The 24,700-nt window shown below is 65.8% G+C and carries 34 protein-coding genes; 4 read left to right on the top strand and 30 right to left on the bottom strand.

The features are described from left to right. Nucleotides 1-15: 15 nt before the first annotated feature. The 4 genes from ASF32_RS10305 (at nt 16) to ASF32_RS10290 (ending at nt 7,050) form a co-directional block, all read left to right on the top strand. Entirely contained in the window at nt 16-2,310 is a 2,295-nt protein-coding gene (locus tag ASF32_RS10305) for a response regulator (RefSeq protein WP_056427395.1), read from the top strand. Between the two features lie 65 nt (nt 2,311-2,375). Continuing rightward, entirely contained in the window at nt 2,376-3,449 is a 1,074-nt protein-coding gene (gene cheB, locus ASF32_RS10300) for a chemotaxis-specific protein-glutamate methyltransferase CheB (protein WP_056427695.1), read from the top strand. Beyond that, entirely contained in the window at nt 3,446-5,182 is a 1,737-nt protein-coding gene (locus tag ASF32_RS10295) for a response regulator (protein ID WP_056427392.1), read from the top strand. Before cheB ends, ASF32_RS10295 begins: the two co-directional genes overlap by 4 nt. 2 nt (nt 5,183-5,184) lie before the next feature. Further along, complete coding sequence (locus ASF32_RS10290) at nt 5,185-7,050, top strand: response regulator (protein ID WP_056427386.1); 1,866 nt, start codon at nt 5,185-5,187, stop codon at nt 7,048-7,050. 135 nt (nt 7,051-7,185) lie between these two features. Here ASF32_RS10290 and rplQ read toward each other — a convergent pair whose 3' ends face one another. From rplQ to tuf, 30 genes are all read right to left on the bottom strand, one after another. Beyond that, nucleotides 7,186-7,596, bottom strand: coding sequence for a 50S ribosomal protein L17 (gene rplQ / locus ASF32_RS10285; protein WP_018044203.1), 411 nt, complete (start codon nt 7,594-7,596; stop codon nt 7,186-7,188). 189 nt (nt 7,597-7,785) lie between these two features. Further along, entirely contained in the window at nt 7,786-8,823 is a 1,038-nt protein-coding gene (locus ASF32_RS10280) for a DNA-directed RNA polymerase subunit alpha (protein WP_200919091.1), read from the bottom strand. A 101-nt stretch (nt 8,824-8,924) separates the two neighbouring features. Further along, nucleotides 8,925-9,800 (bottom strand): MBL fold metallo-hydrolase, encoded by an 876-nt coding sequence (locus ASF32_RS10275; RefSeq protein ID WP_056427691.1) that lies wholly within the window; start codon nt 9,798-9,800, stop codon nt 8,925-8,927. A 44-nt stretch (nt 9,801-9,844) separates the two neighbouring features. After that, nucleotides 9,845-10,234, bottom strand: a complete 390-nt coding sequence (gene rpsK / locus ASF32_RS10270; protein ID WP_018044206.1) for a 30S ribosomal protein S11 — start codon at nt 10,232-10,234, stop codon at nt 9,845-9,847. A 171-nt stretch (nt 10,235-10,405) separates the two neighbouring features. Further along, on the bottom strand, nt 10,406-10,774 hold the full coding sequence (gene rpsM / locus ASF32_RS10265) for a 30S ribosomal protein S13 (protein WP_018044207.1): 369 nt from the start codon (nt 10,772-10,774) through the stop codon (nt 10,406-10,408). Nucleotides 10,775-10,983: 209 nt separating this feature from the next. Then, complete coding sequence (locus tag ASF32_RS10260; protein ID WP_056427687.1) at nt 10,984-11,586, bottom strand: adenylate kinase; 603 nt, start codon at nt 11,584-11,586, stop codon at nt 10,984-10,986. A 117-nt stretch (nt 11,587-11,703) separates the two neighbouring features. After that, nucleotides 11,704-13,041, bottom strand: a complete 1,338-nt coding sequence (gene secY / locus ASF32_RS10255; protein ID WP_056427383.1) for a preprotein translocase subunit SecY — start codon at nt 13,039-13,041, stop codon at nt 11,704-11,706. Nucleotides 13,042-13,190: 149 nt separating this feature from the next. After that, nucleotides 13,191-13,688, bottom strand: a complete 498-nt coding sequence (gene rplO / locus ASF32_RS10250; RefSeq protein WP_056427380.1) for a 50S ribosomal protein L15 — start codon at nt 13,686-13,688, stop codon at nt 13,191-13,193. Between the two features lie 11 nt (nt 13,689-13,699). Continuing rightward, nucleotides 13,700-13,891 carry a 50S ribosomal protein L30 gene (gene rpmD, locus ASF32_RS10245; protein WP_018044211.1) on the bottom strand — a complete coding sequence of 64 codons (192 nt, stop codon included), beginning with the start codon at nt 13,889-13,891 and terminating at the stop codon, nt 13,700-13,702. Nucleotides 13,892-13,903: 12 nt separating this feature from the next. Beyond that, on the bottom strand, nt 13,904-14,491 hold the full coding sequence (gene rpsE / locus ASF32_RS10240) for a 30S ribosomal protein S5 (protein ID WP_018044212.1): 588 nt from the start codon (nt 14,489-14,491) through the stop codon (nt 13,904-13,906). A 93-nt stretch (nt 14,492-14,584) separates the two neighbouring features. After that, nucleotides 14,585-14,947, bottom strand: coding sequence for a 50S ribosomal protein L18 (rplR, locus tag ASF32_RS10235; RefSeq protein ID WP_018044213.1), 363 nt, complete (start codon nt 14,945-14,947; stop codon nt 14,585-14,587). A gap of 12 nt (nt 14,948-14,959) precedes the next feature. Beyond that, on the bottom strand, nt 14,960-15,493 hold the full coding sequence (gene rplF / locus ASF32_RS10230; RefSeq protein WP_056427377.1) for a 50S ribosomal protein L6: 534 nt from the start codon (nt 15,491-15,493) through the stop codon (nt 14,960-14,962). A gap of 22 nt (nt 15,494-15,515) precedes the next feature. After that, entirely contained in the window at nt 15,516-15,911 is a 396-nt protein-coding gene (rpsH, locus tag ASF32_RS10225; RefSeq protein ID WP_056427374.1) for a 30S ribosomal protein S8, read from the bottom strand. Nucleotides 15,912-15,923: 12 nt separating this feature from the next. Further along, the gene (rpsN, locus tag ASF32_RS10220; RefSeq protein ID WP_056427370.1) at nt 15,924-16,229 is read right to left on the bottom strand and encodes a 30S ribosomal protein S14; all 306 of its coding nucleotides are present in this window, start codon (nt 16,227-16,229) and stop codon (nt 15,924-15,926) included. A gap of 39 nt (nt 16,230-16,268) precedes the next feature. Further along, complete coding sequence (gene rplE / locus ASF32_RS10215; protein WP_056427367.1) at nt 16,269-16,835, bottom strand: 50S ribosomal protein L5; 567 nt, start codon at nt 16,833-16,835, stop codon at nt 16,269-16,271. Continuing rightward, complete coding sequence (gene rplX / locus ASF32_RS10210; RefSeq protein ID WP_018044218.1) at nt 16,828-17,145, bottom strand: 50S ribosomal protein L24; 318 nt, start codon at nt 17,143-17,145, stop codon at nt 16,828-16,830. Before rplX ends, rplE begins: the two co-directional genes overlap by 8 nt. Next, the gene (gene rplN, locus ASF32_RS10205; protein ID WP_018044219.1) at nt 17,145-17,513 is read right to left on the bottom strand and encodes a 50S ribosomal protein L14; all 369 of its coding nucleotides are present in this window, start codon (nt 17,511-17,513) and stop codon (nt 17,145-17,147) included. Before rplN ends, rplX begins: the two co-directional genes overlap by 1 nt. Before the next feature lie 538 nt (nt 17,514-18,051). After that, nucleotides 18,052-18,318, bottom strand: coding sequence for a 30S ribosomal protein S17 (gene rpsQ, locus ASF32_RS10200; RefSeq protein ID WP_056427364.1), 267 nt, complete (start codon nt 18,316-18,318; stop codon nt 18,052-18,054). Nucleotides 18,319-18,328: 10 nt separating this feature from the next. Beyond that, nucleotides 18,329-18,544 (bottom strand): 50S ribosomal protein L29, encoded by a 216-nt coding sequence (gene rpmC / locus ASF32_RS10195; protein WP_018044221.1) that lies wholly within the window; start codon nt 18,542-18,544, stop codon nt 18,329-18,331. Between the two features lie 12 nt (nt 18,545-18,556). Further along, nucleotides 18,557-18,970 carry a 50S ribosomal protein L16 gene (gene rplP / locus ASF32_RS10190; protein WP_056251136.1) on the bottom strand — a complete coding sequence of 138 codons (414 nt, stop codon included), beginning with the start codon at nt 18,968-18,970 and terminating at the stop codon, nt 18,557-18,559. A gap of 49 nt (nt 18,971-19,019) precedes the next feature. Beyond that, nucleotides 19,020-19,760: a 30S ribosomal protein S3 gene (gene rpsC, locus ASF32_RS10185; RefSeq protein ID WP_018044223.1), complete on the bottom strand. Its 741-nt coding sequence runs from the start codon at nt 19,758-19,760 to the stop codon at nt 19,020-19,022. A 10-nt stretch (nt 19,761-19,770) separates the two neighbouring features. Next, on the bottom strand, nt 19,771-20,157 hold the full coding sequence (gene rplV / locus ASF32_RS10180; protein WP_018044224.1) for a 50S ribosomal protein L22: 387 nt from the start codon (nt 20,155-20,157) through the stop codon (nt 19,771-19,773). Between the two features lies 1 nt (nt 20,158). Continuing rightward, the gene (gene rpsS / locus ASF32_RS10175; protein WP_018044225.1) at nt 20,159-20,437 is read right to left on the bottom strand and encodes a 30S ribosomal protein S19; all 279 of its coding nucleotides are present in this window, start codon (nt 20,435-20,437) and stop codon (nt 20,159-20,161) included. A gap of 5 nt (nt 20,438-20,442) precedes the next feature. Continuing rightward, nucleotides 20,443-21,279, bottom strand: a complete 837-nt coding sequence (gene rplB, locus ASF32_RS10170) for a 50S ribosomal protein L2 (RefSeq protein WP_056427361.1) — start codon at nt 21,277-21,279, stop codon at nt 20,443-20,445. 25 nt (nt 21,280-21,304) lie between these two features. Beyond that, complete coding sequence (locus ASF32_RS10165) at nt 21,305-21,601, bottom strand: 50S ribosomal protein L23 (protein ID WP_018044227.1); 297 nt, start codon at nt 21,599-21,601, stop codon at nt 21,305-21,307. Continuing rightward, the gene (rplD, locus tag ASF32_RS10160; protein ID WP_027172970.1) at nt 21,598-22,218 is read right to left on the bottom strand and encodes a 50S ribosomal protein L4; all 621 of its coding nucleotides are present in this window, start codon (nt 22,216-22,218) and stop codon (nt 21,598-21,600) included. Before rplD ends, ASF32_RS10165 begins: the two co-directional genes overlap by 4 nt. Continuing rightward, nucleotides 22,218-22,961, bottom strand: coding sequence for a 50S ribosomal protein L3 (gene rplC / locus ASF32_RS10155; RefSeq protein ID WP_018044229.1), 744 nt, complete (start codon nt 22,959-22,961; stop codon nt 22,218-22,220). Before rplC ends, rplD begins: the two co-directional genes overlap by 1 nt. Before the next feature lie 50 nt (nt 22,962-23,011). Next, the gene (rpsJ, locus tag ASF32_RS10150) at nt 23,012-23,320 is read right to left on the bottom strand and encodes a 30S ribosomal protein S10 (protein ID WP_018044230.1); all 309 of its coding nucleotides are present in this window, start codon (nt 23,318-23,320) and stop codon (nt 23,012-23,014) included. A gap of 85 nt (nt 23,321-23,405) precedes the next feature. Beyond that, a complete protein-coding gene (locus ASF32_RS24475) occupies nt 23,406-23,486 on the bottom strand; it encodes a hypothetical protein (protein WP_082477544.1) in 81 nt (26 codons plus the stop codon). A 23-nt stretch (nt 23,487-23,509) separates the two neighbouring features. Next, nucleotides 23,510-24,700, bottom strand: a 1,191-nt coding sequence (gene tuf, locus ASF32_RS10145; RefSeq protein ID WP_280136555.1) for an elongation factor Tu, incomplete at both ends; no start/stop codon positions are given.

The following is a 24,700-nucleotide window of genomic DNA, read 5'->3' as shown; positions in this document are numbered from 1 at the left end:
GGGCGACCGCCACCCATGGATATCCGCCAGCAACTCCTCGCGGCCTTCGAGGTCGAGCATCGCGAACATATCGACGCGATCCGCGCCGCCCTGGCCGGTGCGGCCGGGGATGTGCCTCCCGACTGGAACGACGTGTTCCGCCGGGCGCACAGCCTGAAGGGCGCCTCGCGGGCCGTGGACCTGCCGAAGGTCGAAGCCGTGGCGCATCGGCTCGAGACCCTGTTCGAGCGGATCGTCGCCGGTGACGGCACCCTCGACCGGGAGGCGACGGGCGCCGTCCATCTCGCCCTGGACCGGATCGAAGCCTATGTCGCCGCGCTCAAGGGCGAAGCGGACCCGGCCATGCCGGCGGATGCGCTCGCGTCCCTCGACCGCTGCCTTGCGGGCCCGTCGCCGGCTCAGCCCGACCCTCCCGTCGAGCCCCCTCCTCGGCAGCCCGGTCCACCGGCGGAGAGTGTTCCGGCGCAAGCGGGACTGCAGAAACCTGCATCGACTCCCACCGAGCCCGGCAGCGATCCGGGAGTGCTCCTGCGCGTGCCGGCGGATGCGGTGGAGGCGCTCACGCGGGCCTCGCATGAGCTCGCCAGCGCCCTCGGGGCGGAATCCGCGGTGGGCGAAGGTCTGGCTCGGCTCCAGCGGGATGCCGCCGCCCTCGGGCGCCGGGCCGAGAGCCTTCGCGGGAGCAAGGCGCAATCCGGTACGACCCGGCCTCGCCCCTCCGATGCCGAGACGGCGGAATCCGCCGTCGACGCCATGAGGGCGGAGCTGCGCGGCCTCGAGACGGCGCTCCTCGCGCTCGCCCGCGATGCGGCGCAGCTCGCGCAGATCCGCACCGGAATCATCGCCTCGGCGGAAGCGGCCTCCACCCGGATCGGGCGGGAGGCCGAGCGCCTGACCCTCGTACCGGCCGAGACCGTCTTCGGTGCGTTTCCGCGTGCGCTCCGCGACATGGCGCGAGAATCCGGTCGCGAGATCGACGTCGTCGCGCGCGGTCTCGATCTGCCCGTCGACCGCGCCATGCTGCAATCGCTGAAGGACCCGGTCCTCCACGCCTTGCGCAACGCCCTGAGCCACGGCGCAGAGACGCCCGAGCAGCGTGAACGCCAGGGCAAGCCGCCCGCACTTTCGATCACCCTCGACATCGCCGTGCGCGGCGGCCGGCTCGTCCTCGGCATCCATGACGACGGGCGCGGGCCGGACCTGCGCGCCATCGAGGCGACGGCGCGAGCGCGGGGCCTGATCGGGGCCGGCGACGGCGACCCCGATACCCTTCTGGCGCTGGTGTTCGAGCCCGGCTTCTCCACCGCCTCCGCCGTCGATACCCTGTCCGGCCGGGGCATCGGCCTCTCCGTCGTCGCCGACGCGGTCCGACGTCTCGGGGGCAGCGTCCGGCTCGAGCCGCGTGTTCCGGCCGGGACGTTGCTGATCATGCATCTGCCGCTTTCGGCGGCGCGGCGGACCTTGCTGCTGGTCGATGTCGGTGCCTCGCTCTTCGCCCTGCCGAGCGCCAGCGTGGAACGTCTCCTGCGCCTCGACCGGTCGAGCCTCTACACCGCCATGGGCCGGATCATGGTGCGTCTGCCGAGGGAGCGCGGCGAGGATCTGTCCCTTCCCCTCGTGGATCTGGCGAGCCTCGTCGGGGTGACGGGCGAGGAGAGCCGCCCGGGCGAGGGACACACGGTGACGGCGGTGCTGATGCGCTCGGGCGGCCGGTCATGGGTGCTGCGGATCGATGCCTTGCGCGACGTCCGAAACCTCCTCGTTCTGCCGGCGCCGCCGATCGGCGCGGATCCGCGCCTGATCTCGGGCACCGTCGTCCTGGGCGGCGATACGCCGGTTCTCGTCCTCGATCCCGACGGCCTCGCGGCGCGTGCGACCGAGACGAATCACGCTGCGCCCGAGCCTGTTGAAGACCGCACCGGAACAGCCGCGCTCCCGCGACGTTCGACGATCCTGGTCGTTGACGATTCCATCACCACGCGAACCTTGGAGAAGGGCATTCTGGAATCGGCGGGCTACCGCGTCGTCGTCTGCGTCGACGGGCAGGATGCGCTCGACCGCCTCCGCGCCGGGATCGAGCATGTGGATCTCGTCGTGGCCGATGTGGAGATGCCGCGCCTCGACGGGTTCGGCCTGCTGAAAGCCCTGCGGGCGGACGAGTCTTTCGCCCGCCTTCCCCTCATCCTGATGACCTCGCGGGGGGATGCCGACGATGTCGCACGGGGGCTCGGTCTCGGCGCGGATGCTTATCTGACGAAACAGACGTTCGACCAGCGCCAGCTTCTCGATACGATCGGGCAATTGTTGTGAGTGACACCGAACAGAGATCCGTCGAGGCGTCTCAGATCACGAGACAGGGCGCCCGCCTGCGCGTGATGCTGGTGGAGGATTCCCTCGTGGTGCGGGAACTGTTGCGCCACATCGTCGGCCGCGATCCGCGCCTGGAAGTGGTGGCGGCGGTCGCCTCCGGCGAAGAGGCGCTCGCGGCACTCTCCACTGCCCGCCCCGACGTCATCTCGATGGATATCCGCCTCCCCGGTATCGACGGGCTGGAGACCACGCGCCGGATCATGGCCGAGCGGCCGACGCCGATCGTGGTCATCGCCGATTCGGTGGAGGATTCCTCCCTGCGCATCTCCATGAACGCGCTGCGCGCCGGTGCGCTCTCCGTCGTCGAAAAGCCGGTGGCGACGACCAATGCCGGCTACGACGCCGTTTCCACCGAGATCTGCACGCAGCTGCGCATCATGGCCGAGGTGCCGGTGATCCGTCGCCGGCCGATCGGCTCGGAATGGGCCGGACGCCGGGCGGCCGCACTGTCGCCGTCGGACTTCGCCGCGCCCCCGGCCGCCTCGGACGCCGCGAGCGTTCTGGCCATCGCCGCCTCCACCGGCGGCCCACCCGCCCTCGCCCGCGTCATCGGTGGATTGCCTGATGGGTTTCCGCTCCCGATCCTCGTGGTCCAGCATATGGGGGCGGCCTTCATGGAAGGCTTCGCTTCCTGGCTGAACGGCGTCGTCTCCCTGCCGGTGAGGCTCGCCGCCGATGGCGAGCGGGCCGAGCCGGGCCATGTCTACGTGGCACCGGGCGACAGGCACCTCGAATGGGCGCCCGGCGGAAACCTCCGCCTCCTGGATGCTGCGCCCGTGGGTGGCCAACGCCCGGCTGCCACCGTCATGTTCGCTTCGGTGGCCCGCCATGCCGGCGCGCGCGGCATCGGCGTGCTCCTCACCGGCATGGGCGAGGATGGCGCCACCGGCCTTCTGGCCATGCGCCAGGCCGGCGCCCAGACCGTCGCCGAACACGAGAGCACCGCGGTGGTGTTCGGCATGCCGGCGGCGGCGATCCGCCTTTCGGGAGCCTCCGCGATCCTCCCGCTCGACCGGGTCGCGCCCCATCTCGTCCGGCTCGCTCTCCCGGGCCTCGCCGCGGCGGACCCCTTCGCATGAGCGGGACCGGCATACCCGACGAGGCTGCACCCCGGCCTCGCATCCTGCTGGTGGAAGATTCCGAGACGCAGGCGCTGGAACTGCGGCTGCTCCTGGAGAGCCACGGCTTTTCGGTGGAGCGCTGTCCCACGGCCGAAATGGCCCTCGACCATCTCAATACCCGCCTGCCCGACCTCGTCGTGGCCGACCACCACCTGCCGGGAATGAACGGCGACGAGTTCACCCGCCAGCTGCGCCTGTCGCTCCGTACCCGCGCCCTCCCCCTGCTGATGCTCACGGGCGCCCGCGATGGCGAACGCCAGGGGCTGGAGAGTGGTGCCGACGCCTATGTGGCGAAATCCGCCGACCGGGATATCCTGATCCTGCGCATCCGTGCCCTCCTGCGCGAGCGTCATGGCGGTAGCGCCCCCGGCGACGGGCCCGGCGTGTCGGCGTTCCGGCGCGGACGCGTTCTGGTGGTCGATGGCAGTGCGACCTACCGCACCTTCCTCGCCGGCCTCCTGGCGCATGAGGGCCATGAGGTCCGTACCGCCGCCACCCACGATTCTGCGCTCGCCGCCCTCGACGAGGCCGATGCGGCCTTCGATTGCGTGACCATCGACCTCCTCGGCCCCGCCTATGACGGCCTCGCCTTATGCAGGGCCATCGACCGCCGCCGGGCGGCCGGGATCGAGGCGCGGGAGGCGGGAGCGCCGACGTTCCACCTCGTCGGCATCGCCGGCAGCGCGCCGTCCAAGGATTTCTTGGTGGAAGCCTACGCTGCGGGGGCCGACGACGTGGTCTCGAAGGCCGATGGCGAAGTCCTCGTCATCCGCGTCAGGGGCCTGGTCCGGCGCAAGCTTCTGGAAGAAGACGACCGCCGCATCGCCGGCGAGTTCGGCGCTCGCGAGCGCGCCCTCGAACGCGCGCGTGCCGAGGCCGAGGCGGCCGAGGCGCGTGCCGCCCTGGCGGGTGCCCTCGAACAGGCCAACCAGGATCTCGCCACCGCCAACCGCAAGCTCACGGATGCCCAGGCCAAGCTGGTCCAGGCCGCCAAGATGGCGTCCCTCGGCGAGCTCGTCGCCGGCATCGCCCATGAGATCAACAATCCCCTCGCCTTCATCCTCGCGCATCAGGGCACGGTCGAGCGCCTGCTCGGCGAGATCGCGGATTCCGAGGCGGAACTCGCGTCGCACCGGTCGCTCGCCAAGTGCCGCGACCGTGTCGGCTCCATGCGCCTGGGCCTCACGCGCATCCAGGATCTCGTCCTGAACCTGCGCAAGTTCTCGCGGCTCGATGAAGGTGAGCGCACCCTCGTCAACGTACCCGAATCGATCGAGACGGTGCTGGCACTGATCCAGCACAAGCTCGGGACACGGATTACCGTCGAACGCGACTTCTCGGGCAGACCCGAGATCCATTGCACCCCCGCCCTCCTCAATCAGGTCGTCATGAACATCCTCGGCAATGCCGCCGATGCCATGCCGGAATCCGGCACCATCTCCATCGTCACCCAGGAATTGCCCGAGACGGACGTGATCCGCATCAGCGATACCGGGCCCGGTATTCCCGAAACCCTGCGGGAAAAGATATTCGAGCCCTTCTTCACGACGAAACCCGTCGGTTCGGGCACGGGGCTAGGTCTTGCGATTGCGTATAGCGTGGTTCAAGCGCATAGCGGCTCGCTTAGCGTGGAGACGGCCGAAGGGGGGGGAGCCTGTTTCGTGATCGGCATTCCGCGGCAGGCAGCGTAGACATGGCCAAAGGCACGATTCTCGCCGTCGATGACGAGCCGGATATCCTGATTGCCCTCGAAGACCTGTTCGAGGACGACTACACCGTCATCACCACGACGAAGCCGTCGGAAGCGCTCGACATTCTCCGGGCGAGACCGGACATCGCCGTGATCCTGTCCGACCAGCGGATGCCGGGCATTACCGGCGACGCCATGCTGGCCGAGGCACGGGGCTTCCACGACGCACAGGCGATCCTCCTCACCGGCTATGCCGATATGAGCGCCGTCATCGCCGCGCTCAACCGGGGAGGCATCACCGGCTACGTCACGAAGCCGTGGGACCCCGTCCTGCTGCGCTCCACCGTCCGCCAGGCCTTCGAACGGCACAGCCTCGCCCGCGACCTCGCCACCGAGCGCGCCCTCCTGCTCGGGCTCCTCGACAACGCGGAAGACGCCATCGCCTTCAAGGACGTGGAGGGACGATTCATTCGTCTCAACGCGCGGAAGGCCAGTCGTCTCGGCCACACCGTCGCCGAATGCCTCGGACGCACCAGGGACGAGATCGAAGGCACGCCCAGCGGCGAGAGTACCACGCGTGACGCCGACCGCGCCGCCATCGCGAGCGGGAGTATTTCAGAGACCGTGTCCGCTGAAGGCCCGGTCGGGGCGGAGCGGTGGAGCCATGTCACCCGCGTGCCGATTCGCGGTGCCGCCGGCGCCATCACCCATCTGGCGACGATCGAACGGGACGTGACCGAACAGAAGAATCTCGAGGCACGACTCCGCCAGTCGGACAAGATGCAGGCGCTCGGCACCCTCGCCGGCGGGATCGCGCATGACTTCAACAATCTCCTCACGGCGATCCTCGGCAGCCTCGAACTCGTGGGCCCCAAGATCGTCGACCAGCCAAGGGTCCAGCGCCTCGTCACCAACGCGGCACAGGCCGCGCAACGCGGCGCATCCCTGACGAAGCGGCTTCTCAGCTTCAGCCGCGCGCGCGACCTGCGCCCTCGCTCGGTCGACGTGAATGCCCTCGTCGCCGGAATGGACGTATTGCTCAAGGGCAGCCTAGGCGGGCTCGTCACGGTGACGACCAATCTCGACGCCCTGCATCCGGCGGCCATCGTCGATCCCGATCAGCTGGAACTCGCCATTCTCAACCTCTGCATCAACGCGCGTGACGCCATGCCGGAGGGTGGAACGATCTCCATCGCCACGGGTGCGGCGCGAGTGACCGACGACCCCGACTTGGCGGCGGGCGACTACGTGACCGTGGCGATCAGCGATACGGGGATGGGGATTCCACCCGAGATCCTGGCGCGGGTCTGCGAACCGTTCTTCACCACCAAGTCGATCGGACAGGGCACCGGGCTCGGCCTCGCGATGGTGTTCGGGCTGACCCAACAATCGCAGGGCAAGCTTCGGATCACGAGCGACGTGGGCAAGGGCACGCGGGTCGATCTGTTTCTCCCCCGTGCGGAGGCGGCAGAGGAAAAGACCCAGCGCGCCGCCGTGGCGGCCATGGGGGCCGCGAGCCCGGCGCGCATCCTCGTGGTGGATGACGATGCCGAGGTCCGCCACGTCACCGCGTCCTTCCTCAGCACGTTCGGTTACACCGAGACCGAGGCGGCCGACGGGGCGGCGGCGGTCGCCTTGCTGGAGCGCGCCTCGTTCGATCTCATCGTGGCGGATCTCGCCATGCCGGGGATGACGGGTGTCGAACTTGCGGAAATCGTAAGGCGGCGCTGGTCCGACGTTCCCATCCTCATCGTCACCGGACATGCGGAGGCGATCCCGATCCCCGACGATCTGCCTGTTCTGCGGAAGCCCTTCGATTCGGCCGACCTGGCGGCACTGGTCTCCGGGATGCTCGTCGCAGACGCGTGAGATCAACACGTCCCCTCCCCCGAGACTCGCTGCGGGTCATGGGGGGCGGGGCACCGATATTCCCATCCCGTAGAGATCATGAAAAAAGGCGGCCTCTCGGCCGCCTTTTCGTCGTCTGATGGGTGAAGCTGAGGCTTACGCCGCGTCGGAGACCTGCGACGGACCCGAATCCAGGCCGCGGGCATCGACATCGCGATCGACGAACTCGATCACGGCGAGCGGAGCATTGTCGCCGTAACGGAAGCCGGCCTTCATGATGCGGCAGTAGCCGCCCGGACGCGCATTGTAGCGCGGGCCGAGGACGGCGAAGAGCTTGCGGACCATGGCCTCGTCGCGGATCTGCGACATGGCGAGGCGGCGCGTATGCAGGCTGTCGATCTTGCCGAGGGTGATCAGCTTTTCGATGACCGGACGCAGATCCTTGGCCTTCGGAAGCGTGGTGATGATCTGCTCGTGCTTGATCAGCGCGGCGGACATGTTGGCGAACATCGCCTTGCGGTGTTCGGTAGTGCGGTTGAAGCGACGACCGCGAAATCCATGACGCATTTGGCTGTTCCTTGCTTATCTGGCCGCCGTGCCACGGTACGGCCGAGCGCCCCATGATCGGGGCTGTTCATTCCGCATGACCCCGCGGCGGGATTCTGTTTGCTGGGAAGCTTGCCGAACCCGGCCCGCCTCATTCGCCGCGTCATTCCGGGCTCTGCTGCGCAGCCCCGGAATGACGTCGTATGTCGGCTAGTAGTGCTCTTCGAAGCGCTTGGCGAGGTCTTCGATGTTCTCCGGCGGCCAGCCGGGGATGTCCATGCCGAGATGCAGACCCATCGCGGCCAGCACTTCCTTGATCTCGTTCAGCGACTTGCGGCCGAAATTCGGGGTGCGCAGCATCTCGCCCTCCGACTTCTGGATGAGGTCGCCGATATAGACGATGTTGTCGTTCTTCAGGCAGTTCGCCGAACGCACCGACAGTTCGAGCTCGTCGACCTTCTTGAGCAGGGCCGGGTTGAAGGGGAGCTGCGGCGCGAGCGGCTGCGCCTCTTCCTTGCGGGGCTCCTCGAAGTTCACGAACACCTGGAGCTGGTCCTGGATGATGCGAGCGGCATAAGCCAGCGCATCTTCCGGCGACACGGCGCCGTTGGTCTCGATCGTCATCGTCAGCTTGTCCTTGTCGAGATCCTGGCCCTCGCGGGTGGTCTCGATGCGGTAGGACACCTTGGTGACGGGCGAGAACAGCGCATCGACCGGGATGAGGCCGATAGGGGCATCCTCCGGACGGTTGCGCTCGGCCGGGACGTAGCCCTTGCCGGTGGCGACGGTGAATTCCATCCGGATCTCGGCGCCGTCATCGAGGGTGCAGATGACGAGGTCGGGATTGAGGATCTGGATGTCGCCAACGGCGGCGATATCGCCGGCGGTCACGGTGCCGGGGCCGGTCTTGCGCAGCGTCAGGCGCTTGGGGGCTTCCGTCTGAGACCGGATCGCGATGGTCTTGATGTTGAGGACGATGTCGGTCACGTCCTCACGCACGCCGGGGATCGACGAGAACTCGTGGAGAACGCCGTCGATCTGGACCGAGGTCACGGCCGCGCCCTGGAGCGACGACAGCAGGACCCGGCGAAGGGAGTTGCCGAGGGTGGTGCCGAAGCCGCGCTCGAGGGGCTCGGCGACGACGGTGGCGACCCGCTTGGGGTCGTGCCCGGTCGAAACCTGGAGCTTGTTCGGCTTGATGAGCTCTTGCCAGTTCTTCTGTATGACCACGGTCCTACCTCTCGCAATTCCGACACGAGCCACTGACGTGGTCGGTCCCTGAGCCCTTCCCGCGCATCGCCTTGCACGGCTCGGTCTCGAAAAACATGTGCCCGCGAAGCGGCGGGCGGTTAGTGGGCCGCGACCCAAAGTTCCGGGACGAAGCTGTAAGCCCCTCCATCCCGCGCCACGTAGCCCAGCGCCGGAAACTCCAGATGTCCACCGGTGACGAAGGTTCTCTCGCTCGAGACTTCGTCCAGCATCCGCTCGCGCACCGCCCTCGCCTCGTCCGGATCGACGTCGAAGACCATCGTGGCCTCCGGACGTTTGAACTGGATCGCCGGCAGATGGATGATGTCGGCCCACATCAGAAGCGATGCCGAGCCCGACACGATACGAAAACCCGTATGGCCCGGCGTATGCCCCGGCAGGGCGACCGCCGTGATGCCCGGAAGGACCTCACCGCCAGTCATCGTCCGCACGCGACCGGAATACGGCGCCACCGCCTTCTGGGCGTTCTCGAAATACGGGCGGGCCCCCTCGGCAGCCCGCGAGATCGCATCGTCCGCCAGCCAATGAGCGGCTTCGGCCTGATGAAGGACGAGTTCCGCATTGGCATAGGCGGCCGACCCATCCTCATGGATCAAGCCACCGGCATGGTCGGGGTGAAGATGCGTGAGCAGCACCGTCTCGATATCGTCCGGGCGGATACCCGTAGCGGCAAGCGCCGCGGGGACCCGACCGAGCGTATCGCCACCGAAATGGCCCATCCCCGAATCGATGAGGATAGGCTTCCGACCGGGCGCTTCGATCAGATAGGCGTTCAGCGTGATCCGAGGGGCTTGCGCGCGAAAGCCGGCCGCCTGAAGCGAGCCGGCCTCGTCCGCCCCGATCCCTGTGACGAGATCGAGGGAGCCTTGAAGGTAACCGTCATTCAGAACGGTGACGGTCAGATCGCCAAGGCTCCAGCGCAACACGCCGGGGAGCGCCTTCACGGCATCGGACACACGCTTCTCCGCTTTCAAACCCAAGGGCAGATCGACGAATCGTCTTAGACGCGACGACGCTTGCGCGGACGGCAGCCGTTATGCGGGATCGACGTCACGTCGCGGATCGAGGTGACGGTGAAGCCGGCGGCCTGCAGTGCGCGAAGAGCGGATTCACGGCCCGAACCGGGACCGGACACCTCGACCTCGAGCGTGCGCATGCCGTGCTCGGAAGCCTTGCGGGCGGCGTCTTCGGCGGCGACCTGGGCGGCGTAAGGGGTCGACTTACGCGAACCCTTGAAGCCCATTGCGCCAGCGGACGACCAGGAGATGGTGTTGCCCTGCGCGTCGGTGATGGTGATCATCGTGTTGTTGAACGAGGCGTTCACATGGGCAACGCCCGACACGATGTTCTTGCGTTCGCGGCGGCGAATGCGGGTTGCTTCCTTAGCCATTGTCTCTCGTCTCGTCCTTCAGGCGCGCCCGTCATTCCAGGCGCTCGGGATTTTTGCGGTGCTGGCAGCGCGGCTCTGGATGACCGTGCCGCCATACGGGCTGCCGATAGCGGGCCACCCGGCGCGATAAAAGGGAGGCAGAGCGAAGCGCCGCCTCCCAATCTCGAAAAATTACTTCTTCTTGCCGGCGATCGGCTTCGACTTGCCCTTGCGGGTGCGCGCATTGGTATGCGTACGCTGACCGCGGACGGGCAGATTGCGGCGGTGACGGAGGCCGCGGTAGCAGCCGAGATCCATCAGGCGCTTGATGTTCATCGACACTTCGCGGCGCAGATCGCCCTCCACGATGTAATCGCGGTCGATCGTCTCGCGGATCGACAGCACTTCGGCGTCGGTCAGCTGGTTCACGCGGCGCTCGGCGGGAATGCCGACCTTGCCGGTGATCTCTTCGGCCTTCTTCGCGCCGATGCCGTGAATATACTGGAGCGCGATGACGACGCGCTTGTTGGTCGGGATGTTGACGCCTGCGATACGGGCCAAGGTCTACTCCATCGGGCGCTCGGACGCTGCGGTCCGGCCCTGCTGTGTCACGCGCGTCCGGTGGAGGCCGGCCCCTGCGCGCCGCCCATAACGACAAATCGGCCCGCAGCGTCTCTTGAACCGAGACACTCCAGACCCATTGCGTATGGACGAATAACGGCCTGCTAGCGCGGACCGCCGATCTTGTCAACGTCCACCGGACGGTAAATTCAGGAGGCGGTCGCGCTGGCCAACGGTTCGAGCACGGCCATCACTTCGCTCGTGACCTCATCGACGGGATTCATCCCGTCGATGGTCCGGAGCATGCCGAGGCTCGAATAATAAGCCGAGAGCGGCGCGGTCTGTGCCCGGAAGGCGGCGAGGCGGGTCTTGAACACGTCGGGGGTGTCGTCCTTCCGCACCGGCTCTCCACGAGCAGCGGTCTCGGCGGCCCGCTTGGCAATGCGGCCCACGAGGATTTCCTCGTTCACCGCGAATTCGATCACGGCATCGAGGGACAGGTTCTTGTCGGCCAGCATCCTGTCGAGGGCAGCTGCCTGCTCCACCGTGCGGGGGAAACCGTCGAGAATGAAGCCCGGGCGCGCATCGGCCTCTTCGATCCGGTCGGCGACGATCCCCACCACCACGGAATCCGGGACCAGGCCGCCGCTCTCCATGATCGACTTCGCTTCGAGGCCGACAGGAGTGCCTGCTGCTACCGCAGCGCGCAGCATGTCGCCCGTGGAAAGCTGCGGAATGCCGAAACGCTCGACGATTCGGGCCGACTGGGTTCCCTTACCGGCACCAGGTGGTCCGAGAAGAATGATCCGCATAGCGTCGTTGTCCTCGTCCGGTGGCCGCATCGGGCGTTATGGTTCGGGCATCATGGGCGTAGAGAGGCGATGCCTGGACCGGCATCGCCCCGATCGATCGAGCTCGTCGAGCCGGCTTCAGCGACGGCGCGTGGCGCCGCGCAGCTTCGCCTTCTTCACGAGGCCCTCATACTGGTGGGCCATCAGATGGCCGTGGACCTGCGCCACCGTATCCATCGTCACGGAAACGACGATGAGGAGCGAGGTACCGCCGAACCCGAGGCTCGCCGATGCGTAGGAGGCCAGGATCTCCGGCACAAGGCAGACAAAGGTCAAATACAGCGCGCCGATCAACGTGATGCGCGTCAGAACCTTGTCGATGAACGTCGCCGTGCGCTCGCCCGGACGAATGCCGGGAATGAAGCCGCCCTGCTTCTTCAAATTGTCTGCCGTCTCCTGCGGGTTGAAGACCACCGCCGTGTAGAAGAACGCGAAGAAGATGATCAGCGCCGCGTAGAGAACCATGTAGAGCGGCCGGCCATGGCCGAGATAGGTGGTGATCGTCGCCAGCACGCCGGTGCCGCCGTTATTGGCCGAGAAGCTCGCCACGGTGGCGGGAAGCAGCAGCAGCGACGAGGCGAAGATCGGCGGGATCACGCCGGCCGTGTTCAGCTTCAGCGGCAGGAACGAGGTCTGACCCTCGTACATGCGGTTACCAACCTGGCGCTTGGGGTAGTTGATCAGGAGCCGGCGCTGAGCCCGCTCCATGAACACGATGAAGTAGACGAGGGCGATGGCGGCAAAGCCGACGCCGAGGATGACGGCGGCGGACAGCGCACCGGTCCGGCTCAGCTCGAGCGCTCCCACGATGGCGGTGGGCAGATGCGCGACGATGCCGGCGAAGATGATGAGCGACGACCCGTTACCGATGCCGCGTGATGTGATCTGCTCGCCGATCCACATCAGGAACAGCGTTCCGCCCGTGAGCGTGATCACCGTGGACAGGATGAAGAACGGTCCCGGATCGATCGCGGCGCTCGAACTCTGCAAGCCGAAGGCGATGCCCCAGCTCTGAACCAGTGCCAGCACGACCGTTAGGTAGCGGGTATATTGGTTGATGACCTTCCGGCCGGACTCACCCTCTTTCTTCAGCGATTCGAGGCTCGGGATCACCGAGGTGAGAAGCTGAATGATGATGGAGGCCGAGATGTACGGCATGATGTTGAGCGCGAAGATCGCCATGCGCTCGACGGCACCGCCGGAGAACATGTTGAACAAGCCGAGCACGCCACCGGCCTGCTGCTGGAAGTTCCGCGCGAATTGCTCGGGGTCGATACCGGGAATCGGGATGTAGGTGCCAAGCCGGAACACGACGAGCGCACCCAGCGTGAACCAGATCCGCTTCTTGAGCTCGTCGGCCTTGGCGATGGCCCCGAAATTGAGGTTCGCGGCAAGCTGCTCGGCGGCTGAGGCCATGGCACCGGTTCCTGAGATCGATCCAGATGGGGGATTGAAGGACCCCCGAACAAACTGAAACGGCGGCCACGCGCAGGTCGCACGGGCCGCCGCTCAGAGCTTCGACTTAAAGTCTGCTCCGACGCTACGCAACAGCGGCGTCGGAAGACTTACTCCGCGGACGGCTTGCCGCGGGTGGAGATGCCGGCACCGTAAGCGACGTTCACCGAACCGCCGATCTTCTCGACAGCCTCGACGGCCGACTTAGAAGCGCGGGTGACCTCGAAGGAGAGCTTCGCGGTCAGTTCGCCGACGCCGAGCAGCTTCACGCCGTCACGGGGACGGGCGATGATGCCGGCGGCGACGAGGGTCTCCACCGTGACCACGGCGGAAGCATCGAGACGGCCGGCGTCGACAGCCTGCTGGACGCGTCCGAGGTTCACCTCGTTCAGGTCCGTGGAGTACAGGTTGTTGAAGCCGCGCTTGGGCAGGCGACGGTGAAGCGGCATCTGACCGCCCTCGAAGCCCTTGATCGAGACACCGGTACGGGCCTTCTGACCCTTGACGCCGCGACCAGCGGTCTTGCCCTTGCCGGAGCCGATGCCCCGGCCGACGCGCATCCGGTTCTTGGTTGCGCCGTCGTTATCGTGGATTTCGTTCAGTTTCATGATGCCCTCCCTCAGGCCGCGTCGTCGAGGACGCGCACGAGGTGATGCACCTTGCGGATCATGCCGCGCACGGAGGGGGTATCCTCCAGCGTAGCGACCCGGTGCAGCTTGTTGAGCTTAAGGCCGATCAGCGTCGCACGCTGGTCGCCCTCGCGGCGGATCGGCGAGCCGATCTGCTCGACGCGGAGAGTCTTTGTTGCCATTGCACCCTCCCCTTAAGCGACTGCGGCTTCGGACAGGTCCGACGGATCGGCATCGCGACGGCGAGCCTGAAGCGTCGACACCTTGAGACCCCGACGGGCCGCGACGGCGCGCGGGCTGTCCTCGTTCTTCAGCGCCTCGAAGGTGGCGCGGACGAGGTTGTAGGGGTTCGACGAACCGAGCGACTTCGCCACGACGTCCTGCATGCCCAGCGTCTCGAAGACGGCGCGCATCGGACCGCCGGCGATGATGCCGGTACCCTGCGGCGCAGCGCGGAGAATGACCTTACCCGCACCGTGACGTCCGTAGACGTCGTGGTGAAGGGTACGACCTTCGCGCAGAGCGACGCGGACGAGACCGCGCTTGGCAGCTTCCGTTGCCTTGCGGATCGCCTCAGGCACTTCACGCGCCTTACCGTGGCCGAAGCCGACGCGACCCTTCTGGTCGCCGACGACGACGAGAGCAGCGAAGCCGAAGCGACGACCACCCTTCACCACCTTGGCGACGCGGTTGATGTGGACGAGCTTGTCCACGAATTCGCTGTCGCGCTCCTCGCGCTCATCGCGGCGGCCGCGGCCCCCGCCTTCCCGTTCACGTGCCATGTTTGAATCCTGTCTCACTGACGCGGGCGGCGGAGCCCGCTCGCTTGATAGCTTGTCCGAGGGACGGCCTGCGCCGCCCCTCCCCGCCTGGTCTTAGAACTCGAGGCCACCCTCACGGGCGGCGTCGGCGAGCGCCTTGACGCGCCCGTGATAGATGTAGCCCGAACGGTCGAAGATCACCTTGGTGACTCCGGCAGCCTTGGCGCGCTCGGCGACGAGCTTGCCGACGGCCGCGGCCGCTGCCGTATCGGCACCGGTCTTCAGGCCCGAGCGGAGATCCTTGTCGAGGGTCGAGGCGGCGGCGAGGGTCTTGCCCTCGGCGTCGTCGATGACCTGGACGTAGATCTGCTTGGAGGAACGGAACACCGAAAGCCGGGGCCGTCCATTCGCCGCCGCCCGCAGCGCGCGGCGCACACGCGCCTTGCGGCGGTCGAGTGCATCGATTTTGCGTGACATGATGGCCGGCCCTTACTTCTTCTTGCCTTCCTTGCGGAAGATGAACTCACCCGCGTACCGCACGCCCTTGCCCTTGTAGGGCTCGGGACCACGATAGTCGCGAATCTCGGCTGCCACCTGTCCCACCACCTGCCGGTCGATGCCGGAGATGACGATCTCGGTGGGCTTGGGCACCGCGATCGTGATCCCGACGGGGATCTCGTACTCGATGTCGTGGCTGTAGCCGAGGGAGAGCTTGAGGGCCTTGCCGGCCATGGCGGCACGATAGCCGACGCCGGTGATCTCGAGCTTCTTCTCGAAACCCTTGGAGACGCCCTCGACGAGGTTCGCCACCTGGGCCCGGGAGGTGCCCCACAGCGAGCGGGCCTCCTTGGTCTGGTTCTTGGGCAGCACCGAGACGGCGCCGTCCTCGAACTTCACGTCCACCACGTTGGGGACGATATACTGGAGCTCGCCCTTGGAGCCCTTCATCTTCACCGTTTGACCGGTCACCGTGGCCGTCACACCGGACGGGACGGGAACGGGCTTCTTGCCTACGCGAGACATAGCCTTTCCTCCAAGTCCGAGATCAGAACACCTTGCAGAGCACTTCGCCGCCAACGTTGCGCTCACGCGCCTCGTGGTCGGCCATGACGCCCTGCGGGGTGGACACGATGGTGACGCCGAGGCCGTCGGCGACGCGGGGAAGTTCGCTCACGGCCGAATAGACGCGGCGGCCGGGCTTCGAAACGCGCTGGATCGAGCGGATGACGGGCTGGCCGTCATAGTACTTGAGCTCGATCGAGAACTCGGTACGGCCGTTGCCGAAATCGGTCGTTGCGTAATCGCGGATGTAGCCCTCAGCCTTGAGGACGTCGAGAACGCTTGCACGGAGACGCGAGCCGGGTGTCTGAACGACGTTGCGGCGGCGCATCTGGCCGTTGCGGATGCGGGTGAGCATATCACCCACGGGATCGTTGACCATGGTGCCTGCTCCTTACCAGCTCGACTTGACCAGACCGGGAATGAGACCCCGGTTGCCAAGTTCCCGAAGCGCCACACGCGAGATGCCCATCTTGCGGTAGAAGGCGCGGGGACGTCCCGTCATGCCGCAACGATTGCGGACACGGGTCGCCGACGAGTTGCGGGGCAGTTCCGCGAGCTTGAGGCGAGCTTCGAAGCGCTCCTCCATCTCGAGGCTTTCGTTATTGGCGGTCGCAAGGAGGGCCTTACGCTTGGCGGCGAACCGCTTCACCAGTTCCTTGCGGTGATTATTCTTCTCGACTGAGCTTTTCTTTGCCATGTCTCTCTCCAGTGTCCGCGTCTAAGCGCTTTTCAGCACTTACTGCCGGAACGGGAATCGGAATTGCGAGAGGAGCGCACGTGCCTCGGCATCGGTACGGGCCGATGTCTGGATCACGATGTCCATGCCCCAGGTGGCATCGGCCTTGTCGTAGGAGATCTCCGGGAACACCAGGTGCTCCTTGAGGCCCAACGCGTAGTTGCCGTTGCCGTCGAACGAACGGGGGTTCAGGCCGCGAAAGTCACGAACGCGCGGAAGCGCGATGGTGATCAGGCGGTCCATGAATTCGTACATCCGGTGCTTGCGCAGCGTGACCTTGCAGCCGATCGGCATGCCTTCGCGGACCTTGAAGGTCGCGATGGCCTTGCGGGCCTTGGTGATGACCGGCTTCTGGCCGGCGATCAGCGCAAGGTCGCCGGCTGCGATGGAGGCCTTCTTGGAATCGGCGGTGGACTCGCCGACGCCCATGTTGATCACGATCTTCTCGATGACCGGAACCTGCATGGGGTTCTTATAGCCGAACTCTTCGATCAGCTTCTGGCGGACGACCTCATCGTAGTGCTTGCGCAGACGAGGGGTGTACGCGTCGTTGTTCTTCTCAGCCATCGATCAGATCCCCCGAGCGCTTGGCGAACCGGACCTTGCGGCCGTCGTCGAGAATGCGGAAACCAACGCGCGTCGGCTGACCGTCTTTCGGGTCGGCGATCGCGATGTTGGACAGATGAATCGCGGCTTCCTTGGAGATGATGCCGCCTTCCTGGTTCTGCGTCTGCTTCTGGTGCTTCTTAACCAGATTGACCCCGCGCACGAGCGCACGGTCTTCCTTCGGCATCACCTGGATGACCTCGCCGGAGCGACCTTTGTCGCGACCGGTGAGAATGACGACCTTGTCGCCCTTCTTGACCTTGGCAGCCATCACAGCACCTCCGGAGCGAGCGAGATGATCTTCATGTGGTTCCGGGCGCGCAACTCGCGCGGCACGGGTCCGAAGATACGGGTGCCGATCGGCTCTTTCTGATTGTTGATCAGGACAGCGGCGTTCTTGTCGAACCGGATCACGGATCCGTCGGCGCGCTTCACTTCCTTGGCGGTGCGAACGACGACGGCCTTCATGACGTCGCCCTTCTTCACGCGGCCGCGGGGAATGGCCTCCTTCACCGAGACGACGATGATATCGCCGACACCGGCATACTTGCGCTTCGACCCGCCGAGAACCTTGATGCACATCACGCGACGCGCACCAGAATTGTCGGCGACGTCCAGATTCGTCTGCATCTGGATCACGAGAGTGACCTTTCCTTGTTTCAGACGGGTTTCCGCACACGGACGGTATTGTCCGGCGGACGACGTCTGATGGGGATCTGATGTCCCCGGCTCATATAGAAGGACCGCGCATTCGGCGTTTCTCAACACCGGCGCGGTCACCGCGGTCCAGGGTGCGAACACCCTTTTGCATGTCGCGAAGGACGGCCTAATACTAGAGAGGGAAGCGCTGCGCAAGAGCAAAGACGCGCAGCTGTGCTGCAGACAGCAATCCAGGCCGGGTCTTCGTGAAAGTGCCCGAGCGGCCGTCTCCGACGCCGACAGCCATCCTGACGGGCGCCGTCAGTGGTACGCGTTGAATGATGGAACCGAACGCTCGGCGGAACTGAACAGGTGTTCGCGGTCGAAGCCGATTGTTCCGATTACGCTTCATCGGCCGTTAGGTGCGACCGACAGAGGGCCATGCGTCTCGCTGATTCGCGCGTTCTTCGTGGGTCGGCATAAGACGCAAAAAAGCGGGCGCAGAAACTGCGCCCGCTTTAACGACACTGCACCGGTCTCACGCTTCGGCGGAAGGAGATTCCACGGTGGCAGCGCCACCTTCGATGAGCTTCCAGGTCTTGGTCTTCGAGAACGGACGGCACTCTTCGATCGACACGGTCTGGCCGACCTTGGCGACGTTCGTCTCGTCGTGGGCGTGGTAGTTCTTCGAACGACGGACGGTCTTCTTCATCACCGGATGGGTGAAGCGACGCTCCACCTTCACGACGATGGTCTTCTCGCCCTTGTCGCTGACGACGACGCCCTGCAATACGCGCTTCGGCATGGTGTACTCCTCAGGCCTGCGCGGACTTCAGCGTCTTCTGACGCTGGAGAGTGCGAACGCGGGCGATATCGCGACGGACCTCACGGACGCGGGCGACGTTCTCGAGCTGGCCGGTGGCGCCCTGGAAGCGCAGGTTGAACTGCTCCTTCTTCAGGTTCAGCAGCTCATCGTTCAGCTGATCGGGCGACAGGGCGGCCAGATCCGACTGTCTCTGTGACGACTTCATGATCCCCTCCCCTTAGTCAGCGATGCGCTGAACGACGCGCGTGCGGATCGGGAGCTTCGCCGCACCGAGGCGGAGAGCCTCTTTGGCGATGTCCTCGGCGACGCCGTCGACTTCGAACATGATACGTCCGGGATGCACGCGGGCAGCCCAGAACTCGGGTGCACCCTTACCGGAGCCCATGCGGACTTCGGTGGGCTTTGCCGTGACCGGGACGTCCGGGAAGATCCGGATCCAGACACGGCCCTGACGCTTCATCTCACGGGTGATCGCGCGGCGGGCCGCCTCGATCTGACGTGCGGTGACGCGCTCGGGCTCCACGGCCTTGAGGCCGAAGGTCCCGAAATTGAGGTCGAAGCCGCCCTTGGCCGCACCGTGGATGCGACCCTTGAACTGCTTACGAAACCTGGTCTTCTTGGGTTGCAACATGGCAGCCTCTCAACACCTTCTATGGCTAACGGGCGTACGCGATCACGCTTTAAGCGTGTTCGCGCCGGCCGCGCTCGCGGCCACCCTCGCCATCGCGCTCGCGACGTCCGCCCGAACGGCCGCCTTCTTCCTGAGCGCGCTTGTCCTGCGCCATCGGGTCGTGCTCGAGGATTTCGCCCTTGAACACCCACACCTTGATTCCGCACGTCCCGTAGGTCGTGAACGCGGTCGCCACGCCGTAATCGACATCCGCGCGCAGGGTATGCAGCGGGACGCGACCTTCGCGGTACCATTCCTGACGGGCGATCTCAGCGCCACCGAGACGACCCGAGCAATTGATCCGGATGCCTTCGGCACCGAGACGCATGGCCGACTGCACGGCGCGCTTCATGGCACGACGGAAGGCGACACGGCGCTCGAGCTGCTGGGCGATCGAATCGGCCACCAGAGTGGCGTCGATCTCGGGCTTGCGCACCTCGACGATGTTGATCGTCACGTCGGCCTTGGTCAGGGTGCCCACGAGCTTGCGCAGCTTCTCGATATCCGCGCCCTTCTTGCCGATCACCACGCCGGGACGACCCGAGTGAATGGTGACGCGGCACTTCCGGTGCGGACGCTCGATGACGATCTTGGAAACGGCAGCCTGTTTCAGCTGCTTCATGAGGGCGGCGCGGATGGCGACGTCCTCGTGCATGAGCTTCGCGTATTCACCCTTCTGGGCGAACCAGCGGGAGTCCCAGGTCCGGTTGATACCGAGCCGAAGACCGATCGGATTGACTTTCTGGCCCATCAGGTCCTCCTCACGCCGCTTCGGCGGTCGGGACTTCGCGCACCACGATGGTGAGGTTCGCGAAGGGCTTCAGGATGCGGGCGCCGCGGCCACGTGCACGAGCATGGAAACGCTTGAGCACGAGTGCCTTGCCGACGAAGGCCTCGGAGACGACGAGATCGTCGACATCGAGGTCATGGTTGTTCTCGGCATTGGCGATGGCGCTCTCGAGGCACTTCTTGACCTCGCGGGCGATCCGCTTGCGGGAGAATTCCAGGTCGGCCAAAGCCGACTCGACCTTCTTACCGCGGATGAGTTGCGCAACGAGATTGAGCTTCTGAGGGCTCACGCGCAGCATGCGCGCGACGGCCTTCGCTTCGTTCTCGGGGAGCGCGCGGGGGGTGGCTTGCTTGCCCATCTCAGCGCCTCTTCGCCTTCTTGTCGGCTGCGTGGCCGTGGAAGGTACGGGTCGGCGAGAACTCGCCGAACTTATGACCGACCATCTCCTCGGACACATAGACCGGGATGTGCTTCTGTCCGTTGTGCACACCGAAGGTGAGCCCGACGAACTGCGGCAGGATCGTGGAGCGACGGCTCCAGATCTTGATGACTTCGTTGCGGCTGGATCCGCGAGCGGTCTCAGCCTTCTTGAGGAGGTAGCCGTCGATGAACGGCCCCTTCCAGAGCGAGCGTGCCATGAGGGTTACTTCTTGCGGTTGTGACGGCTGGCGAGAATGAAGACATCGGTCCGCTTGTTGGAGCGGGTCTTCTTTCCCTTGGTGGGCACGCCCCAGGGCGTGACCGGATTACGGCCGCCCGAGGTACGACCCTCACCACCGCCGTGCGGGTGATCGACCGGGTTCATGGCAACGCCGCGAACGTGCGGGCGCTTGCCGAGCCAGCGGTTGCGACCGGCTTTGCCGAGCGAGATGTTCATGTGGTCCGGGTTCGATACCGCACCGATGCTGGCGAAGCACTGACCGTGAACCAGGCGCTGCTCACCCGAATTCAGGCGCAGCGTGACATAGCCCTGGTCGCGCCCGACGATCTGAGCGTAGTTGCCGGCGGAACGGGCAATCGCGCCGCCCTTGCCGATCTTCAGCTCGATATTGTGGACGATCGTCCCCACCGGCATGTTGCCGACCGGTCCGGCATTGCCCGGCTTCACGTCGACCTGTTCGGCCGCGATCACCGTGTCGCCCGGCGACAGACGCTGGGGAGCCAGGATGTAGCTCTGCACGCCGTCCGGATAGGTGATAAGCGCGATGAACGCCGTACGGTTGGGATCGTACTCGATCCGCTCCACCGTCGCGGCGACGCCGAGCTGCTCGCGCCGCTTGAAATCGACGTTGCGCAGGGTGCGCTTGTGACCACCGCCGCGGAAGCGGACGGTGATGCGACCGAGGTTGTTGCGACCGCCCGAGGACGACTTGCCCTCGGTGAGCTTCTTGACCGGCTTGCCCTTGTAGAGCTCACGGCGGTCGACGAGCACGAGCTGGCGAAGGCTCGGCGTGACCGGTTTGAATGTCTTCAAGGCCATCGGCTTGATCCTAACGCTTTTCGTGTCAGAGCCCGGTCGTGACGTCGATCGTCTCACCCTCGGCGAGGGTCACGATCGCTTTCTTCACGTCCGAACGCTGTCCGCGAAGCCCGCGGAAAATCTTCTTCTTACCCTTGGTGACGAGCGTGTTCACGCCCGTGACCTTGACGTCGAACAGCTTCTCAACCGCCTCTTTGATCTGCGGCTTGGTAGCCTTCGGGGAGACCCGGAAGACGACCTTGTTCTGTTCGGTGAGGTTCGTCGCCTTCTCGGTGATGACCGGGGAGACGATGATGTCGTAGTGGCGCGGATCGGCACTCATTTGAATCGCGCCTCCAGCGCATCGATCGCTGCGCGCGTCAGCACGAGCTTGTCGCGACGCAGGATGTCGTAGACGTTGATGCCCTGGACCGGCAGGACGTCGATCTGCGGGATGTTGCGGGCGGCGCGACCGAAGTTCACGTCGACCTCAGCACCGCTGATGATCAGCGCGCTGGACAGGCCCATCTTCTCGAAGCGCTCGACCAGGTTCCGGGTCTTGCCGTCGGCGAGCGTCACGTCGTCCACGATGATCAAGGTCTCGGCCTTCACCTTCGCCGAGAGGGCGTGGCGAAGAGCGAGGGCACGCACCTTCTTCGGGAGGTCATGGGCATGGCTGCGCACGACCGGGCCGAAGGCACGTCCACCGCCGCGGAACTGCGGAGCGGAGGCAGCGCCGTGACGAGCGTTACCGGTGCCCTTCTGCTTGTACAGCTTCTTGCGCGTCCGGTTGACGTCCGAGCGGTTCTTGACCGCATGGGTGCCGGCCTGACGCTTGGCGAGCTGCCAGCGCACCATGCGCTGGAGAAGGTCGGCGCGGGGCTCGAGACCGAAGATGGTCTCGTCCAGGTCGATTGACCCGGCGCCGTCGCCGTCGAGAGTGGTGATATCGAGCTTCATCACGCGTTCTCCTCGGAAGCGGGAGCCTCGGGAGCCGGAGCTTCGGTGGCGGGAGCAGCGGAAGAACCGTTCTCACGGAACTTGCCGGGCTGCGGCACGTCGGCGGGGAGCTTGCGCTTCACCGCGTCGCGGATCTGGATCCAGCCGCCGGCGACACCGGGGACGGCGCCTTCGACGAGGATGAGGCCACGCTCGGGATCCGTGCGCACGACGCGCAGGTTCTGGGTCGTGACCCGGTCGACGCCCATGTGACCGGGCATCTTCTTGTTCTTGAAGGTCTTGCCCGGATCCTGGCGGCCACCGGTCGAACCGATCGAACGGTGCGAGATGGACACGCCGTGGGTGGCGCGCAGACCACCGAAGTTCCAGCGCTTCATACCGCCGGCGAAGCCCTTACCCGTGGTCGTGCCCGTCACGTCGACGAACTGGCCGGGGATGAAGTGATCGGCGGTGATCTCGGCGCCGACCGGGATCAACGCGTCCTCGGACACGCGGAACTCGGCGAGCTTCTGCTTGGGCTCGACCTTGGCGACCGCGAACCGGCCGCGCTCGGCAGCCGACACGTTCTTCACCTTGGCCTTGCCGACGCCGACCTGAAGGGCGACGTAGCCGTTCTTCTCGACGGTACGGTGGGCAACCACCTGACATTGATCGATTTTAAGCACTGTCACGGGGACATGTTCGCCAGCATCCGTAAAGATGCGGGTCATGCCGACCTTCTGTGCAATGACGCCTGAGCGCATAGGTGTCTCCCTCGCGCGATTCTACGGTAAGCTCTAAATCCCCGCGGGACTTAGAGCTTGATCTCCACGTCCACGCCGGCGGCGAGGTCGAGCTTCATCAGCGCGTCCACGGTCTGCGGCGTCGGATCAACGATATCGAGGACGCGCTTGTGGGTGCGCATCTCGAACTGCTCGCGCGACTTCTTGTCGATGTGCGGCGAGCGGTTGACGGTGAACTTCTCGATATGCGTCGGCAGCGGGATCGGACCACGAATGGTCGCGCCGGTGCGCTTGGCCGTCGACACGATCTCGCGGGTCGAGGCATCGAGGATGCGATGATCGAACGCCTTGAGGCGAATGCGGATATTCTGACCGTTCATGACCTGAAACCTTGGCGGGACTTAATAAGGGGCGGGCGCGAGGACCCGCCCCTCTGTCGATCCCAGCAGACTGAGCGTACCGAACTTAATCGTTGATGGCTGCGACGACGCCTGCGCCGACGGTGCGACCGCCTTCACGGATGGCGAAGCGGAGCTTCTCTTCCATGGCGACGGGGACGATGAGGGTGNTCGTTGATGGCTGCGACGACGCCTGCGCCGACGGTGCGACCGCCTTCACGGATGGCGAAGCGGAGCTTCTCTTCCATGGCGACGGGGACGATGAGGGTGACGTCCATGGTGACGCTGTCACCGGGCATCACCATCTCGGTGCCCTCGGGCAGTTCGCAGACACCGGTCACGTCGGTGGTGCGGAAGTAGAACTGGGGCCGGTAGTTGGTGAAGAACGGGGTGTGGCGRCCGCCCTCCTCCTTGGTGAGGATGTAGGCYTCGGCCTTGAACTTGGTGTGGGGCTTGACCGAGCCCGGCTTGCACACGACCTGGCCGCGCTCGACGTCYTCRCGCTTGGTGCCGCGCAGGAGCACGCCGACATTGTCGCCGGCCTGGCCCTGGTCGAGCAGCTTGCGGAACATCTCGACGCCCGTGACCGTGGTGGTCTGGGTGTCGCGGATGCCGACGATCTCYACGGTCTCGCCGACCTTGACGATGCCGCGCTCGACRCGRCCCGTCACCACGGTGCCGCGGCCCGAGATCGAGAACACGTCCTCGATCGGCATCAGGAACGGCTTGTCGATCGGACGCTCCGGCTGCGGGATGTAGGCATCCACGCTCGCCATCAGGGCCAGCACGGCGTCATGGCCGACGGCCTTGTCGCCGTTGTCGAGAGCCACCTTGGCCGARCCCTTGGTGATCGGGATGTCGTCGCCGGGGAAGTCGTACTTGGAGAGGAGCTCGCGCACCTCCATCTCGACGAGCTCGAGGAGCTCCTCGTCGTCGACGAGGTCGACCTTGTTGAGGAACACCACCAGCGCCGGCACGCCGACCTGACGGGCGAGCAGGATGTGCTCGCGGGTCTGCGGCATCGGGCCGTCGGCGGCCGACACGACCAGGATCGCGCCGTCCATCTGGGCGGCACCCGTGATCATGTTCTTCACGTAATCGGCGTGGCCGGGGCAATCGACGTGGGCGTAGTGACGGTTGGCCGTCTCGTACTCGACGTGAGCCGTCGAGATCGTGATGCCGCGCGCCTTCTCCTCGGGGGCCTTGTCGATCTGGTCGTAGGCCGTGAACGTCGCGCCACCCGACTCCGCCAGGACCTTCGTGATCGCAGCCGTCAGCGACGTCTTGCCGTGGTCRACGTGACCAATCGTGCCAATGTTGCAGTGCGGGCCGCCATGTTCACGTCGTGCAAGACCACGATGA

The sequence above is a fragment of the Methylobacterium sp. Leaf91 genome (assembly GCF_001422815.1).
Lineage (GTDB): Bacteria > Pseudomonadota > Alphaproteobacteria > Rhizobiales > Beijerinckiaceae > Methylobacterium.
This window is presented reverse-complemented; position numbering and strand designations above follow the sequence as displayed.